This window comes from Methanoregula sp. (assembly GCF_041663825.1).
In the GTDB taxonomy this organism is placed as follows: Archaea; Halobacteriota; Methanomicrobia; order Methanomicrobiales; family Methanospirillaceae; genus Methanoregula.
Window position 1 is genome coordinate 23,222 of record NZ_JBAYLY010000018.1, and the last position, 15,691, is coordinate 38,912.

General features: G+C 53.2%; 15 protein-coding genes and 1 tRNA gene. 9 read left to right on the forward strand and 7 right to left on the reverse strand.

The features are described 5' to 3' along the window. Nucleotides 1-235 precede the first annotated feature (235 nt). From glyS to WCX19_RS09180, 3 genes are all read left to right on the forward strand, one after another. Nucleotides 236-1,957 (forward strand): glycine--tRNA ligase, encoded by a 1,722-nt coding sequence (gene glyS, locus WCX19_RS09170; protein ID WP_373007365.1) that lies wholly within the window; start codon nt 236-238, stop codon nt 1,955-1,957. 220 nt (nt 1,958-2,177) lie between these two features. Then, the gene (locus WCX19_RS09175; protein ID WP_373007367.1) at nt 2,178-4,415 is read left to right on the forward strand and encodes a DEAD/DEAH box helicase; all 2,238 of its coding nucleotides are present in this window, start codon (nt 2,178-2,180) and stop codon (nt 4,413-4,415) included. A gap of 236 nt (nt 4,416-4,651) precedes the next feature. After that, nucleotides 4,652-5,569, forward strand: coding sequence for a serine protease (locus WCX19_RS09180; RefSeq protein ID WP_373007369.1), 918 nt, complete (start codon nt 4,652-4,654; stop codon nt 5,567-5,569). A gap of 156 nt (nt 5,570-5,725) precedes the next feature. Here WCX19_RS09180 and WCX19_RS09185 read toward each other — a convergent pair whose 3' ends face one another. Together WCX19_RS09185 and WCX19_RS09190 are read right to left on the reverse strand one after the other, a co-directional pair. Then, entirely contained in the window at nt 5,726-6,229 is a 504-nt protein-coding gene (locus WCX19_RS09185; protein WP_373007371.1) for a hypothetical protein, read from the reverse strand. Between the two features lie 488 nt (nt 6,230-6,717). Continuing rightward, complete coding sequence (locus WCX19_RS09190) at nt 6,718-7,149, reverse strand: Sjogren's syndrome/scleroderma autoantigen 1 family protein (protein WP_373007373.1); 432 nt, start codon at nt 7,147-7,149, stop codon at nt 6,718-6,720. A gap of 79 nt (nt 7,150-7,228) precedes the next feature. Here WCX19_RS09190 and WCX19_RS09195 point away from each other — a divergent pair, with 79 nt between their 5' ends. Beyond that, a complete protein-coding gene (locus WCX19_RS09195; protein WP_292424781.1) occupies nt 7,229-7,492 on the forward strand; it encodes a UPF0147 family protein in 264 nt (87 codons plus the stop codon). Nucleotides 7,493-7,694: 202 nt separating this feature from the next. Here the strand turns inward: WCX19_RS09195 and WCX19_RS09200 are convergent, their stop codons facing one another. From WCX19_RS09200 to WCX19_RS09215, 4 genes are all read right to left on the reverse strand, one after another. Beyond that, a complete protein-coding gene (locus WCX19_RS09200; RefSeq protein WP_373007375.1) occupies nt 7,695-8,252 on the reverse strand; it encodes a DUF308 domain-containing protein in 558 nt (185 codons plus the stop codon). Nucleotides 8,253-8,535: 283 nt separating this feature from the next. Continuing rightward, entirely contained in the window at nt 8,536-9,033 is a 498-nt protein-coding gene (locus tag WCX19_RS09205) for a hypothetical protein (RefSeq protein WP_373007377.1), read from the reverse strand. 165 nt (nt 9,034-9,198) lie between these two features. Beyond that, entirely contained in the window at nt 9,199-10,461 is a 1,263-nt protein-coding gene (locus WCX19_RS09210) for a hypothetical protein (protein ID WP_373007379.1), read from the reverse strand. 80 nt (nt 10,462-10,541) lie between these two features. Further along, the gene (locus tag WCX19_RS09215; protein WP_373007381.1) at nt 10,542-10,883 is read right to left on the reverse strand and encodes a hypothetical protein; all 342 of its coding nucleotides are present in this window, start codon (nt 10,881-10,883) and stop codon (nt 10,542-10,544) included. A gap of 135 nt (nt 10,884-11,018) precedes the next feature. Between WCX19_RS09215 and WCX19_RS09220 the strand changes: the two genes are divergently transcribed. After that, nucleotides 11,019-11,219, forward strand: a complete 201-nt coding sequence (locus WCX19_RS09220; RefSeq protein ID WP_373007383.1) for a hypothetical protein — start codon at nt 11,019-11,021, stop codon at nt 11,217-11,219. Here the strand turns inward: WCX19_RS09220 and WCX19_RS09225 are convergent. Beyond that, a complete protein-coding gene (locus WCX19_RS09225; RefSeq protein WP_373007385.1) occupies nt 11,178-11,507 on the reverse strand; it encodes a hypothetical protein in 330 nt (109 codons plus the stop codon). The genes WCX19_RS09220 and WCX19_RS09225 overlap by 42 nt on opposite strands. 104 nt (nt 11,508-11,611) lie before the next feature. Between WCX19_RS09225 and WCX19_RS09230 the strand changes: the two genes are divergently transcribed. From WCX19_RS09230 to WCX19_RS09245, 4 genes are all read left to right on the forward strand, one after another. Further along, nucleotides 11,612-11,685 (forward strand) — tRNA-Phe (locus WCX19_RS09230). Nucleotides 11,686-11,716: 31 nt separating this feature from the next. Continuing rightward, nucleotides 11,717-12,256 (forward strand): TrkA C-terminal domain-containing protein, encoded by a 540-nt coding sequence (locus WCX19_RS09235; RefSeq protein ID WP_373007387.1) that lies wholly within the window; start codon nt 11,717-11,719, stop codon nt 12,254-12,256. Nucleotides 12,257-12,343: 87 nt separating this feature from the next. Further along, complete coding sequence (locus tag WCX19_RS09240) at nt 12,344-13,444, forward strand: hypothetical protein (RefSeq protein WP_373007389.1); 1,101 nt, start codon at nt 12,344-12,346, stop codon at nt 13,442-13,444. 147 nt (nt 13,445-13,591) lie between these two features. Continuing rightward, nucleotides 13,592-15,589: a cation:proton antiporter gene (locus tag WCX19_RS09245; protein ID WP_373007391.1), complete on the forward strand. Its 1,998-nt coding sequence runs from the start codon at nt 13,592-13,594 to the stop codon at nt 15,587-15,589. Nucleotides 15,590-15,691 lie beyond the last annotated feature (102 nt).

Here is a 15,691-nt window from a genome sequence, read left to right on the forward strand (position 1 = left end):
CCTATCTTACTGTTCTTTTGACCAGAAACCTTTTATTTGGCTCTGGATCGCACATCCCGCCACCCATTGTTTTCTACAGGAAGCCCGTCTCCGGGCCCGGATATTCCGGGTAACCCGGGCTCCTTTAAAAAAAACATACGACAGGAACGGTCACAGGCTGCCACGGGAACCGGACACGAGCCTTTTTGTCAGGAGTCGTGCAACTGTATAAGAGAAGAAACGACAGTGATTCTCCATGAGCGATGTTTTTGAGAATGTGATGGATCTGGCCAAGCGCCGCGGGTTTATCTGGCCCACCTCGGAGTGTTACGGGGCAGTGGCCGGTTTTATCGATTACGGTCCGCTCGGCGCGATGATGAAGCGGCGGATCGAGAATATCTGGCGGCATTTTTACGTTGTCCAGGAAGGATATTACGAGATCGAGTGCCCGACGATCGCACAGGAAGCGGTCTTTATCGCATCCGGGCATGTGAAGGGATTCTCCGACAAGATGTGCCAGTGCCCGCACTGTAAGGAATACCTGCGGGCGGACCACGTGGCCGATGGCGGCGGGGTACACGGGGCGGCGACGATGGACAACGCGACCCTTGCCGCTGCGATTGCCAGCTGCAAGTGCCCGGCCTGCGAGGAAGTCCTCGGGAATGTCGATGTCTATAATTTCAACCTGATGTTCCAGACCTCGATCGGCCCCGGTTCCCAGCGGGTCGGCTACCTCCGGCCCGAGACCGCACAGGGCATGTTCGTCGATTTTTCCCGGCTCCTCAGGTTCTACCGGGACAAACTGCCCTTTGGCGCGGTACAGATCGGGAAATCCTACCGGAACGAGATCTCGCCCCGGCAGGGCATGATCCGGCTCCGCGAATTCACGCAGGCAGAAGCCGAGATTTTCGTCCACCCGAACGAGAAGAACCATCACCCGTCATTCAAGAGATATACGGATTATCGTATGCCCCTCCTGACCTATACCCACCAGCAGAACTGCGAACCTGCGGTCGAGATGTCGATGAGGGAGGCAGTGGATAAGGGCATCATCGCAAACGAGTACGTCGCATACTATGTCGCTCTCACCCACGACCTGCTGGTCACGGTGGGTATCCGGCCGGACCGGCTCCGGTTCCGCCAGCACCTTCCCGACGAGCGGGCTCATTATGCGACCGACTGCTGGGACGCAGAGGTGTACTCGGAGCGCTTCGGCTGGGTCGAGACGGTCGGGATTGCCGACCGGACCAACTACGACCTCAACGCCCACGCAAAGCAGAGCGGCACTTCGATGACGGTCTTCATCCAGTACGACACGCCAAAGAAAGTCGAACGCCGGCGGATCATCCCGAACATGGGCGTGCTCGGCAAGCAGTACCGGCAGAAGGCAAAGGCGATCTTTGCCGCCCTTGAGACCGCGACACCGACTCCCGAAGGGGCCGATGTCACCGTCGACGGCGAGACGATCCACATCCCCGCAGACCTCTTCGAGGTCAGGGACGAGGTCATTGATGTCAGAGGCGAGGAAGTCGTGCCCCACGTGATCGAACCCTCGTACGGGATCGACCGTATGTGCTATGCCGTGCTCGAACAGGCGTACGCCGAGGATACCGCTGACGGCGAGAAACGCGTTGTTCTCCGGCTCTCCCCGCAGGTCGCTCCCGTGCAGGTCGCGGTCTTCCCACTCATGACCCGCGACGGGCTTGACACGCTCTCAGAGGAGATCACGACCACGCTCCAGAAGCAGGGCATCCTCGCGGAGTACGACGACTCCGGTGCCATCGGCCGCCGGTACCGCCGGCAGGACGAGATCGGCACCCCGTTTGCGATCACGGTCGATTACGAATCAAAGGAGACGCACACAGTCACCGTCAGGGACCGGGACAGTATGAAGCAGGTAAGGATCGCCATCGACAAACTCCCCGCGATCATCCCGGCACTCGTGAACGGAAGCATGAAGTTTGCGGCGCTTGAGTAAGCGATTTTCTTTTTCTTTTTTTTAATATTACTGAATAATGACAGGGGCTGATGCTCCAAATTATGAGGGGGGCCGCCACCCTGCCATGACGTGGAGTGGCCCTGATATGGGGAGCCCTCGTTAGGATTAGAGCGTGGAAGAGGAGACTCTCCTTGTTAACACTCTTTTTCTCCGCACAATTTCCTATATTACCCCAGCCCGCCAAATCTTTCACCATTACATGACCTGCATCAGCCATCCCCTCATCCGGCCCGACAGCATCGAGTCCCGCGAGTACCAGCTCGCGATCGCGATGAAGGCACTGGATGCCAATACGATGGTGATCCTCCCGACGGGTCTTGGGAAGACCGCGGTCGCCCTGATCGTTGCCGCATCCCGGCTCTACAACGAGAAGGGACGGGTGCTGATGCTTGCCCCGACAAAACCGCTCGTGGAGCAGCACCTCCGGTTTTTCGAGAAATTTCTTGTGGCAAAGAGCCCGGCCGGTCCTGACATCTCTCCCTTTGCGATGTTTACCGGGGAAGCTCCTCCTGCGGAACGCACTGCCGACTGGGAGCGGGCGCAGGTAATTTTTGCAACGCCGCAGGTGATAAAAAACGATCTCATCGCGGGACGCTATACCTTAAAGGACGTGACCCTGATGATTGTCGACGAGTGTCACCGGGCGTCGGGCAACTACGCGTACGTGTTCCTGGCCCGCAGGTATCACGACACCGCCGACAAGCCCCTGATCCTTGCCATGACCGCATCGCCCGGAAGTGCCGAGGTGAAGATCCAGGATATCTGCTCAAACCTCGGCATCGTCCAGATCGAGAACCGGACAGAGAACGACCCCGACGTCAGTCCCTATGTCCACGAGCGCGACGTCGAGATCCGCCAGATCGATCTCCCCGGGGAATTAAAACAGGCGATCCATGCGATTCACACGCTGATCGATGACCGGCTCGCGCTCCTTGCCTCGCTTGGTTTTGCCGTCCCGAAAAGGGAACACCTCTCGATGAAGGAACTTAACGGTATCAACGCCCAGATCCAGCAGAGGATCCAGAACCGCGACCCGGCGGCATACTCGGCAGCCTCGGTCTACGCGGAGTGCATGAAACTCAAGCATGCCGTGACCCTTGCCGAATCCCAGGGAAGTGAAGTGTTCAAGGGGTACATCGCAAAACTGGTCGCCGAAGGGGTAAGTGCGGGAGGCAGCAAGGCGAGCCAGCGGCTGAGCAAAGATCAGGTTTTTCGCGGGCTCTTTGACCGGACACTTGGCTGGACCGCGGAACTGCACCCCAAACCCGCCATCGTTCTCGAACTTGTAAAAGAGCAGCTCGGACTCCACCCCGACAGCCGGATCATTATCTTTGCCACATTCAGGGATACCGTTCAGCTTCTCGTGGACTATCTTTCCAAAAACGGGATCGCCTGCGAGCGGTTCGTGGGCCAGGCAACAAAGGATGCGGAAAAAGGGCTCTCGCAGAAGAAACAGATCGCTGCTCTCACCCGGTTCCGGGAAGGGGAGTTTAAGGTGCTTGTCGCAACTTCGGTTGGGGAGGAGGGCCTTGACGTCCCCTCGACTGACATGGTGATCTTCTACGAGGCCGTGCCCTCCGAGATCCGGTCCATCCAGCGCAAAGGGCGCACCGGGCGATCTGCCGCAGGAAGGGTTGTCGTCCTCGTGACGAAAGGCACGTCCGATGAGGTGTTTCGGTTCGTGAGCCAGTCAAAGGAACGCCGGATGCAAAAGAGCATGCACCAGATGAGCGGCCATTCGGTCCCACTCCAAAAACCTGTCGCGGTCGAACAGGCACTCATCGAAGAGTTCACACCGCAGGGCCCTGCGATCCGCGTTGATGACCGCGAGACCTCGTCAAAAGTGGTGGAGGTATTATCTGAAATGGGAGCGGCGATCCGGCTCGAACGCCTGCCGCAGGGAGATTACGCGATCGGCGACCGTATCCTCGTCGAGCGCAAGACCGCCAAAGATTTTGTCGACACCCTCATCAACCGCGACCTGCTCGGGCAGGCAAAGGCGCTTGCCGACGCGGTGCCCCGGCCCATCCTTGTAATTGAAGGCGGCGACATCTACACGCAAAGGGACATGAACCCGAACGCGCTTCGGGGGGTACTTGCCGCGCTCACCGTCGATATGGGAATTACGCTTCTCTTTACAAGGGACGAGCAGGACACCGCCCAGATGCTCTTTGTGATCGCAAAACGCGAGGAGGGCGAGCGGGGGGAGCACAAGGTCCACCCGCACAAGTCATTCAGGTCTGCAAAAGAGGAGCAGGAGTATATCATCTCCGCGTTTCCCGATATCGGGATGAAAAATGCCCGGCTGTTGTTATCCCATTTTGGTTCCATCCAGGGGATTGCGGATGCTTCATTAGAGGAACTGGTGGCGGTGAAGGGGATTGGGGAGAAGACCGGCGGGAAGATCTTCGAATTGTGCCGGAGAAAGTACGGGTAGCTGTAGAAATCTTTTTTGGAGTCCCGTTTCACCCGTATTGGGATCTCCCACGTACATCCTGTACATATGAAAAATGTGCGATGCCCTGCCGCCGACCAAAAAGGGCGCCCCGCGACGGCTTCAATTACCGTGAAGATCCATTGTATTGTTATAAAATTGCGTAAATGTTACCCGAAATCGAAGACATGAAATTTGAAATACCCAATATTAAATAGTCATTATTTTAACTTTGTTTCATGGAAGTTTCTAGCATTGCTGAACAATTACTATTTAACACAGTAAGAATCGAAACCCAAGACTCTAATGGTGTTCTTCAGGTAGGAACGGGTTTTATTTTTGAATATGGAAAAAAAGGAGAGTCAGAAAACAGCCTGACTTGGGTTACACAATATCTTGTTACTTGCAAACATGTTGTTGAAAATAGTGTTTCCGGAAGATTAACATTTTCATCACTAAAATCAGAAAAAGAGGTGAGACTTGGAGAGAAAATACGGTTTGTCGAAAATGAAAAATTCGGGAAAGCGTGGTATACAAATAGTAATCCGAATATCGATATTGCGATTTTTCCAATTCTTGAACTAATGCTCTTCTTTTCGACAATAAAAGATCCTGTTTTTTATCGTGCTATTAATAAAGATCTGATACCCGACGAAACAACACTAACTGAAATTGATGCATTAGAAGAGGTCATTTTTGTTGGTTATCCCTGGGGGTTATGGGACGAAAAGAACAATTTGCCAATTTTTAGAAAAGGGATAACAGCTTCTCCAATTACACTTGATTTTAATGGAGAGAAAAAATTTTTAATTGATGCATCGGTTTTTCCCGGATCTAGCGGAAGTCCAGTCTTTCTTTTTAACCAAGGATCACATAATCCGAAATCAGGGGGAATCCGAATGGGAACTCGATTAAAATTTCTAGGAGTGGTATCTGAGGCGTATTTTCGAGAGGTTGAAGGAAAGATCGAATATGTTACAAAGCCCGCAGTTAGGCAAAAAAATGAAAACGCGAATCCTGTTCCCATTACTAATCAATTCCTAAACATTGGTATTGTTTTCAAGGCCTCCACAATTGTAGATACCATTGAAGAATTTTTACCACAGTATCAGAAATGGCGGGAAAAAATGATGGTAAATTTGAAAAAGTCTGAATAACTCATTCTTGAATCCGTTTTCGTCCCTATCCGATCCAAATTTCTTTTTTCATTAACTAATCTGGCAATCTGCCCCGCCGTGCCCCGCGAGAGGCCCTGAGGCGGGGAGCCCTCGTTGTGAAGTTGAATGCCCGGACTTCCTTTAAATTAGAAATCGTTATGCCAACCCCGGCACCGAATCCACCCACTCCGCCACCTTCTTTCGGATAGCGTTGTCAGTATACGACGAGACCGTAACCCGGCTCCGTGCAATACTCAGGGAATACACCTCGCCGCCTGGATCACAGCACCGGATCGTGACCGAGAAGAGGTCGTCATCTGAGAGATGGCGGACTTTGCCACGGTGGGAGAGGTTGTTTGCCACATTCGAGATGACCGCTGCTATCCCGGTCTGGTAACCCTCGACCGAATCGTACATGTCGATTGCGGCGCCGATCCTCTTCTTCTTGTCATTGAGGTACACGAACTTTGCTGTATACATCTCCCGGACCTTCTCGACCGGGCGATGGTTTTTCCGTGCAGAACGGTAGGATGTGCAACCCAGAGGATTTTTCAGGAGCAGGGCCTGGACGATCCGGTCAAACTCTTCGATAGTGGCAATTGGCCGTTTCAGGTTGTGGCACGCGCTCTTGCTTCCCGGTTTGGGTCTGAATTCTGCCATCTCTCTCCTGCCCCTGCCAGCCCCGGCCGTATCCGGCATCCGTTGCCTGGTCCGGCGGGGCTGGTTGTCAGTAAAGAGAAATGAACCGGGTCGGATAAATTCTTGCCGGTTCTGTAGGGGGTCGGGAATAAAAATAGTACAACGCGGGCGGGAGGATCCTTTACCGAAACTATTTCACAAAACCGAATTTATTCAGGAGATATATGGTAGTTCAGGTTCTGTTCTGGCCGGTTAAGTTACCGCATATTTTGCCCGGTCCCTGCACTAATTCTTTATCAGACCCCCTACATAGATCGATAACACCGACACAGGATTCTGATCAGTTAATCCATTTTTTCAGAAGAGAAAATAGGTAATATCCCAAAAAAAATTATCTCATTTCAATGCAGGGGGTCAGACAATAAATTAGTGTGCAGACACCCGGTATACTGCCCTGCCCCGGAATACCGCGAAGATACAAACGATTAAAAAAAAGGTTCGGCCCGGCTTTACAACCGGCACAAAATCTCAATCGCTTCTGTCCCGGTCTTCACCGAGGTCATAAGCGTCAGGATATGGTTGGGATCTTTCTCGTTGTTGATCCGTTCGCAGAGCGCATGGATCGTCATTGCGATCTCTTCAGCAAGCATGCCCCCGTCCCCATCCTCACACGTACAGGACTCAGCGTCGTGATCCTCGCCGCAGGTGCAGCCTGCATCATGTTCGTGGGAATGGGGCGCTGCTGTTGCCGGCGCTGCAGGGGCCTTTGTGCTCTTCGCGGGTTGTGCCGTCACAGGCTTCTTTTCGGCGCAGACCACGCAGAACGTCTTTTTCTTGTACTCGAACATCGGGCACCCGCAGGTGGGGCAGGTCTTCTCAAGCATCTTTCCTCCTTTGAGGAGGTACTCGGCCATAATCTCGTCGTCTCTTCTTTCTGCCATACCATCACCGTCTGTTGTAATATCCAAACTATATATGCGAGTTTAACGTATTAACTACAGGTACACGGTTGGTGATACCATGCCGAATCCAGAAAAAACAATCGAAAACTGTATCCTGATGCTGCAGCACATTCAGGAGGACAGCACTATTCCCAGAAATATCCGGCGCGTTGCTGACGAGACCCGGTTGCTGCTTTCCAATAACACCAAGGCAATGGGCCTGCGCGCTGCGGAAGCAATCTCAAAAATCGATGAAATCTCAAACGATCCAAACATGCCCATCCATGCACGGACACGTATCTGGGAACTGGTCTCCCAGCTTGAAACAATCCCGCTGGACTAGACTGCTGGCGCTATTTTCATCCGTCTTTAATCCTTTTTCTTCATCCGGCTTTTGTGTCTTCTCTTTTATCGGGAAGCCGGGCATTCCCGGGCACCATAGAGACCGGCCTTGCAACCCGGTAAACCACTATCTGCCCCATTACACCTTTGCAGCAGGAGATGTTCCCGGGTCTGACCGGGATAAAAAAAAGGATGTGTTGATGTCAGTCTGCTGGCAGGGCACGGATACAATATCCAAGAGCGATACCGACAATACCATAAACTACCAGGATTACCCCCACCCAGAGTACCATCAGGATAACACCGAAAATGGGGAGGACGCAGATTAAAAGTCCGATGATGATCGACAGGATGCCCTGCAGGGCAAAGAGTCCGCGGTGCGCCATCTGAGATTCACCGACTGCAAGCACGAGCCCGATAATACCCCCCAGAAAGAGGGCAATGCCAGCGATGATGATGATCACTTCTCCCATGACAATGGGATGGATGATCGTGGCGATGCCAAAGAAGAAACCGATAATGGCAAGCAGGGCAAGGAGCAGGGAAGATTTCCAGCCGCCCGGTGAAAGTGCGGAGAGCATGAGGGCGGTAAACGAGACAAGGAGGATAAGAATCCCGATGAGTTCAACCAGCACCGTGGCGGATATCTTCGGGAACAGTATGACAAGGAGACCAAATATCACCGAGAGTACGCCAAGAAGGACAATCGATACCCACTTAACGCCGGTGACATTTTCATCAGGAAGTGCATTTGTAGCCATAGTTAACACTAATCCCTTCCTGACTGCCGACAAATAAATATTTGTATTATACTTTTCATGCAATCACAAAAGACGGGAGCGCTTAACCCTGGAAGATCAATAATGGAGGTGGGAGCACAGGTATCTAAAAAAAACAGTTCCGATTGAGACTGGCTCAAAACCCTATGTCTCACATTCAGGCACTTCTTTTAAGGCGCGGGGGATGCTTGCAAGGACTGGGTATACCCAAAAAGAAAACTGTAAAAAAAATTCCCGGACCCGCCATCGGCGGAAAAATCCGGATTTATGCAACCGTATGTGAAACTGAGGGGACGCTGATCTGGTTATTGTAGGCGGTCTGGTAGCCGTCGGGGAAGGTGATGGTCGTCACATCGGGTGACAAGTCAGGCGAGATGAGCGCGGCAAACCAGTATTGTTTGAGCACATTTTCTGCATTGGCAAATGAGAATCCCGGTGTTATCATGGTCTTAATGCCGTTGGACTGGCGGATCTCGGCAAAGGACGGAATGATCACTTCGGCAGAGGAACTGTCCGCCTTTACCACCGTAACCTCCTTACCGGAATTGTTCTCAAGAGCCTTTTTGAGTTCAACACCGGGATTTGCGATATTGACAAACACCGCAGCCTGTTCCGCGAACGTGAGCTCATACTGGAAATCCACATGCGCATCACCGTTCGCATCAAGGTTGATGGTAAGCGACTTTGCAGTCATTGCCTGTGCGGGCATGACCGCGAATGCAAGAATGCAAACGCATCCTATGAGAAGATAGACGGATTTCATAGTCAGGTTTACATTACATTTTTCCGTATAAAATCTTGTTTGTTGCCTTCCCTTCGTATTGCGACGGGGAACACCTGACATACCTGGGATAAAACCATGCTGACTAAAACTATCCGCGAAGGAAGTGAACTGCACTGCAGTCCCGCAAAAATTAAAAAAAACAGGTCACCGGTTTTTATTCCGGCTCGCTGCAATCATGACAAGTGCACCGGCTCCGATCACCGCACCCAGCGTCACCGAAAGCGGGAGCGGGGTGTGTGTCGTGGGAACTGCGGTCGTTTTTGTCGTGGTAGTCACGGCGGATTTCGTGAGCGTCGCGTGAATCGGGACTGTCTCCCCACCGGCGGGATGCTGGGTGATAGTGCCGGACACCGAAGAATAGCCGGTCTTTTCTACCCGGTAGGTGCTAAATGGCGTTGCGGTGGTAGACACGGTAACATACAGCACGCCGTTTGAAATTACTCCCTGGTACGTGTTGTCAAAGTATACCCGTGCGCCATCGACATTACAGTACACCGCATAGGTTCCCTGTCCGGAACCAACAGGTGCCACGGTCGTGGTCACAACGGGAGTCAGGGAGACATAGATGTCTTTTGTCTGCCCTGCAGAGGGTACTGACGACAGGGAGCCGGTCGCTGTCGCGTACCCGTTTGCGCTTACTGAATACGCAGAGTAAGGCGCCCCGGTCGTATACACCATAACACTGAGCTCGCCGTTTGAGATGAGGCCTTTGTACGTCTTATCGAAGTATACCGATGCACCATTCACGCTGCAGTGAATAGTGTACCATCCGGTGCTTCCTCCGATCGTGGTCGACACGGTGGTCGGGATGGCAGTGACCGGTTTGGGATTGAGGGTCGGGTACAGATCAATTGTCTGGTCATCAGACGGCATGGACGCAATCGAACCAGAATAGGTATAATACCCGGATGCTGTTACCGAATACGAGGTGTAAGGTGTGCCGGTGGTGCTCACTTCAAACGTGTAGACACCATTTGCAATCGTCCCTTTGGTTACCCCGTTAAATGCCACCGTGGCCCCGTCAACATCGCAGTGAACCGCAAACCAACCTTTTCCGCTACCGGTGGGCTTCTGCGTAAGATCTGCACCAATGATGATGTCAGCGGTTTGTCCGTCTGCAGGAGCAGGAATACTTCCCGTCAAATCATAATATCCGTCTTTCGTGATTTTGTACGTAGAGAATGAGTCATCGTACGGGATTTCAAACGCACCGCTGCTGATTGTCCCCATGTTATTCCCATTGATATAGACTGAAGCGCCATTTGCAGTACACGACGATGAACTTGCAACATTCTGGCACTGGAATACCACGGAAATGCCGCCACCGAGGTTTGAAGCCGCAACCGGTGCGGTAAGAGCCAGGCACACGACGATAAATATCGCACCGTATGTAAACTGTTTTTTCATAGTAAAACACGTCCGGAAAAATTTAATTACCGTTAGAAAAGATTTCTATTAATAGTATTCTTTTTAAAGAAGCGAACAAATTAAACCGATTCTGCAATCTTCACAAGTTCGTCAAAGTGCCGGCTCTTCTTAAAAAGCCACCAGGTAAACCGTTCGACAACGGTAAAGGAGAAACTCCCTCCCGCTGCACCCGGGTGTCCGCCGCCACCGAACTCACGGGCAATCAGGTGACTGATCGGGGGCACAGAACGGAGCGAGAACTTCCCGTCTTTCCCGATGATCACTTCGATATCGGTGTTCTTTTTGCCCCGGATGAAATGCGCTGTCTCGCTTGGGTACCCGTACATCGGGGCAAACGCGATCCGGTACTTTTTTCCAAGGATGGTGGTGTGCCGCAGACTCCGCTCCATCATGGCATCCATCTCGGCCTTGATCTCCGCATACTCCGCTTCGATCAGCGCGTCGGAGAAAATTCCCGCAACAAGGCAGTCGCGGACATACTCCCGGTTTTTCTTTCTCTGGAGTACCTGTCCAAGAACGGCTGAACGGGGATCCCTGTGTTTCCAGAGATCGTAATCGCAGACGACCCGGGCAACCTCCAGCGCTACCGGGTTCTCCGGTGCAAGATCCCGTGCGACGATCCCGGTTGCGCAGATATCCGTATCGATATGAAGGAGGGAAACCTGTTTTTTTATTCCTGTGATCTCCTCCTCGCGCTAGCGGTGATGATCCCGCCACTCAATCGCCCAGCCGTTTGACCGTGCCCTGCCCACAACTGCTTCCATGTCCCCCTGGCAGCCAAGGTCAGATATCGAGAGCAGGTCGCCTTTCCCGGGGCAGGACGCGATAATGGAGAAGAGGCGGGCAAACTTTCCCACCGAACTCCAAACCGTAAACACACCGTCCTTACCGAACTTCATCCGGTGGATCGCATCTGCTCCGACCGCATCGAGATCGTTATGCGTCAGGTGAACGACATGGGCGGTGCGTGAGGCAACGGCATGGCTAAGACCAGAGTCATCCTCGAACGGGGCGGAAGGCGGCATCTGATTAATACTGGCATGGCGGGGGATAAATAAGAGTGGTCAGGGGTTATACCACCATACCGAGCATATCATTTATTAATTCCAACTGCCAATATTTGTGTCCTGCCCTAGTAGCTCAGACTGGGAGAGCGCCAGACTGAAGATCTGGTTGTCCCCGGTTCAAATCCGGGCTGGGGCACTTATCTTTTATTAATTTTACCGGCGAGCGAATGCGGTTATCCGCCCGGGGAAATTGCCGCACGCGCCACGTCAACGATGTGCAGAACCTGCTGGACCTGGGAGCAGACGAGGTGATCCCAGAGGAGTTCGAGACCTCGGTGAGGATCTTTGCCCGCGTGCTCGCAAAATATACCCTGCCCGAGAACGATATCGATACCCTGACAAAAATTATCCGCAGCGGTGGATACCGGATGTTCACCCGGGCAACCTCCCGAAAGTCGGCCGGGGCAAACAATCCCGGGACGGCTTTAGAAGATCTCCACATCCACACCCTTCAGGTTACCAAAAGCTCGGAGGCTGCCGGGAAAACCCTGCGGGAACTGGATGCGTGGAACACGTATGGCATCGGGGTACTTGCGGTCCGGCGCAACACGTTTTCGATTACCGCCCCCGGCCCGGATCTGCGGGTGCAGCCCGGGGATTACCTTATCCTGTACGGTGCCGATGAAAACCTGAAAAAATTCCTGCCACAGATTGGAAACGACACAACCTGTCCACCGGCCGATCACAAACATACCCCTTCAGTATAACAACGCTCCGGGAAATGGCCTCCCTTTGTACAACACAGCAACACCGCAACAAAACACATATCATGAATCATCTATAACAGAACTGCAATGAAACGCTGTACCCCACTCCTGTTCGTACTCCTTGTAATCCTCATCCTGTCTGCCGGCTGTACCGGAACCTCACCGGTCTCATCGACTTCTTCCGGCTCGTCCACTACCGGTACGGGTACCGGCGGTATCAGTGTGGATGTCAGCGCAATGGATACAATCCTTGCCTCTACGTACCTCCAGATGCCCAACCTCGATATGACATTTATCGATTTCGATATCACGAACCCCACGGGCAGCCCCCAGACGGTCACCGTAGAATCGGAGATCCCGGGCTATACCGAGAAGTCAATCAACACCGTCGAGGTTCCTGCTCACGGGAACCTAACGGTCGGGCAGACTCCATCACTCCGCTCCAGTGCAATCCCCCAGGAGATGACATCCGCAACGCTCCACTACAAGGTCGCCCTTGCAGACGGGACACGCATCGATGAGCAGACCAAACCTATAAAAATCTACGCGAAAGACACGATGGTCTGGTCAGTTTTTGATGGCGATCAATGGAATGATATGACACCGTACATCGCCGCGTGGGTGACCCCGCATGCAGCAGAGATCGACCCCCTCGTGCGTACGGCTGCCGAGTACAATCCAGAGAAGTCGATGAACGGGTACCAGTGCGGAGATAGCTGCACGGATAAAGAGTGGGAATCTGACACGAATGCCCAGGTCAAAGCGATCTTTACGGCGCTCAAGAACGATTACCAGATCACCTATATCAACTCACCCCTTGCCTACGGAAGGGAGAGCGACGCCGCCCAGCGCGTCCGGCTGCCAAAAGAATCCCTGGCATCAAAATCGGCCAACTGTATTGACGGCACAGTCCTGTATGCATCAGCCCTTGAATCCATTGGCATGAACCCCCATATCATCATCCTGCCCACCCACGCGTTCGTCTGCTATGATACGAAACCTGATTCCCCGGGACAGTTCTCCTGCCTTGAGACAACGATGACCGGTTCATCAACGTTCGAAGAAGCGGTCGAATCCGCGAATCAGGAATATCAGGCTGAAATTACGAACGGGAATTTCAAGTCGGGCAATTCACAGGATCTTTCCATTGACAGTTTGAGGAAGGAAGGCATCCTCCCGATGCAGTAAACAGATGCACGTAAAAAAAACCGGCGGGACTCCGACAGGAGACCCCCTATGCTTTTTTTGCCTGCAGGACGATCGTCCCTCCCGTAACATATAATTATTCTCACGCCGGTAATTGTATACTGTATTTACCTGTGAGGGGTGTTTTTCATGGACATAATGCTTGCCCTCGTCGTTGTCATTATTTTGTCCATTTTCCTGCTGTACCTTGGCCAGCGTTTTAAGATGCCCAGCATCGTGAGTTTTCTCGTTATCGGGATGCTGGTCGGGCCGTTTGGTTTTGCACTTATTACCGACCAGTCTGTCATCGATACGATCGGTGAGGTCGGTATCATCCTTCTGCTCTTTACCATCGGTCTTGAATTCTCATTCCAGACCCTGCTCCGATCCTGGCGTGCGGTCATTATCGGAGGGGTTGTCCAGGTATGCACGACGATTGTCGCGATAACCCTGATCACCCTCGCATTCCAGATGCCCTTTAACGAGGCCCTGATCTTCGGCTTTATCGTCTCCCTCTCAAGTACGGCCATCGTGATGAAAATCCTTCAGGAGAAAGGCGAGGTTGATACGATCCAGGGCAGGACACTTCTCGGGATTTTGATCTTCCAGGACCTTGCCATCATCCCGATGATGCTCGTGCTGCCCCTTCTTGCGGGAAACGACAGCGGCATAGACCTTTCCACAGCGCCCTACCAGGTAGCAAAAATTGCCCTGATCATCCTTACGATCGTTGTCCTTGGGTACTGGGTCATCCCGCGTGTGCTCTTTAAGGTGGCAAAGGAGCGGAGCCGCGAACTCTTCCTTTTTACGATAGCCGGTATCTGCGTTGTTATTGCCTGGCTCACAAACGAGGCAGGGCTGTCATTTACGCTGGGCGCGTTCATCGGCGGCCTGATCGTCGGGGAGTCTGATTATAATATCGATGCACTGGGCCATATCATCCCGTTCCGCGATGTCTTTGCGGCCATCTTCTTCCTCTCGATAGGAATGCTCCTTAACACGGCAACGGTCCTTGACAATTTCGGCTATGTCGCCCTGATCATCCTGGGGATCTTCTGTGTCAAGGTCCTGACCGGTGTCTTCTCGGCAGCGGTTCTCGGGATGCAGACCCGGGTCTGTGTCTTCTGCGGCCTCGCGCTCGCCCAGATCGGGGAATTCTCGTTCGTGCTCGCGAAAAGCGGCCTCGACGCCGGGGTCATACAGACTGCGGTCTACCAGCTTTTCCTTGCCGGGGCGATCGTCACGATGGCGTTTACCCCGTTTGCCATGAGCGCTTCCCCGAAGGTTGTCGATCTGCTCTACCGGCTCTTCCCGAAATGGCTGGGACACCAAAAAGCCGTTTTACCAAGTGAGATAGCACCCGAAGAGGGGCTCTCAGATCATATCGTTATCGCAGGCTATGGGATCACCGGAAAAAGCGTGGCCCGGGCGGCGACACTCGCCGGCATTCCCTATATGGTGATCGAACTCAATCCCGAGATCATCAGGGAGGAGCGCTCCCAGTACCGGCCCAACTTTATCTTCGGGGATGCCGTACAGGAAGAAGTGCTCGAACATGCGGGTATCCAGAATGCACGGACGCTCATTGTGGCAGTCTCCGAGGAGGAGGCGATCCCCCGTATTATCCATACGGCCCGGCAGCTCTCCCCTCATGTGCATATCCTCGCACGGACACGGCATGTCAGGAACGCGCAACACCTTCTCGATCTCGGTGCAGATGAGGTTATTTCCGAGGAGTTTGAATCGGCTCTTGAAATCTTTACCCGCGCCCTGAAACGCTACCAGATCCCGGAAGAGGAGGTCGTAAGGATCATCGAACGGTCAAAGCGCCTGGGTAATGCCCTTTTTACCCGGTGCACCGACCCGGCCCAACACCAGAAGGTACAGAATTTCGAGACGCTTTTCAAGGCAACCCATGTCCACACCGTACGGGTGGAGGCCGGGTCCCAGGTGGAAGGAAAGGCCATCGTGGATCTTGACCTGAAAGACCGGTTTGGGATCCGGGAATTCGGGTTCCGCAGGGGGACGATGCGGTTTACCCAGCCCGAACCGACCCAGCGCCTTGAAGCAGGGGATACGCTGGTCTTTTTCATCTCCGATGAGAAGGCAGGAAAAATTATCCCGCTTTTCTCTACCGGGAATAAATAACACCTGGCACGGGAAGGGCCGTCATGACAGGGAAACGGCATTTTTTTGGTTCCTTGCGAAACAGACATGTCCAACGGAAAGGTACCGACACGAACCTCCCGG

Coding starts and splice junctions, on each gene's coding strand:
- glyS (WP_373007365.1), top strand. CDS start 236: ATGAGCGATGTTTTTGAGAATGTGATGGATCTGGCCAAGCGCCGCGGG.
- WCX19_RS09175 (WP_373007367.1), top strand. CDS start 2,178: ATGACCTGCATCAGCCATCCCCTCATCCGGCCCGACAGCATCGAGTCC.
- WCX19_RS09180 (WP_373007369.1), top strand. CDS start 4,652: ATGGAAGTTTCTAGCATTGCTGAACAATTACTATTTAACACAGTAAGA.
- WCX19_RS09185 (WP_373007371.1), bottom strand. CDS start 6,229: ATGGCAGAATTCAGACCCAAACCGGGAAGCAAGAGCGCGTGCCACAAC.
- WCX19_RS09190 (WP_373007373.1), bottom strand. CDS start 7,149: ATGGCAGAAAGAAGAGACGACGAGATTATGGCCGAGTACCTCCTCAAA.
- WCX19_RS09195 (WP_292424781.1), top strand. CDS start 7,229: ATGCCGAATCCAGAAAAAACAATCGAAAACTGTATCCTGATGCTGCAG.
- WCX19_RS09200 (WP_373007375.1), bottom strand. CDS start 8,252: ATGGCTACAAATGCACTTCCTGATGAAAATGTCACCGGCGTTAAGTGG.
- WCX19_RS09205 (WP_373007377.1), bottom strand. CDS start 9,033: ATGAAATCCGTCTATCTTCTCATAGGATGCGTTTGCATTCTTGCATTC.
- WCX19_RS09210 (WP_373007379.1), bottom strand. CDS start 10,461: ATGAAAAAACAGTTTACATACGGTGCGATATTTATCGTCGTGTGCCTG.
- WCX19_RS09215 (WP_373007381.1), bottom strand. CDS start 10,883: ATGGATGCCATGATGGAGCGGAGTCTGCGGCACACCACCATCCTTGGA.
- WCX19_RS09225 (WP_373007385.1), bottom strand. CDS start 11,507: ATGCCGCCTTCCGCCCCGTTCGAGGATGACTCTGGTCTTAGCCATGCC.
- WCX19_RS09235 (WP_373007387.1), top strand. CDS start 11,717: ATGCGGTTATCCGCCCGGGGAAATTGCCGCACGCGCCACGTCAACGAT.
- WCX19_RS09240 (WP_373007389.1), top strand. CDS start 12,344: ATGAAACGCTGTACCCCACTCCTGTTCGTACTCCTTGTAATCCTCATC.
- WCX19_RS09245 (WP_373007391.1), top strand. CDS start 13,592: ATGGACATAATGCTTGCCCTCGTCGTTGTCATTATTTTGTCCATTTTC.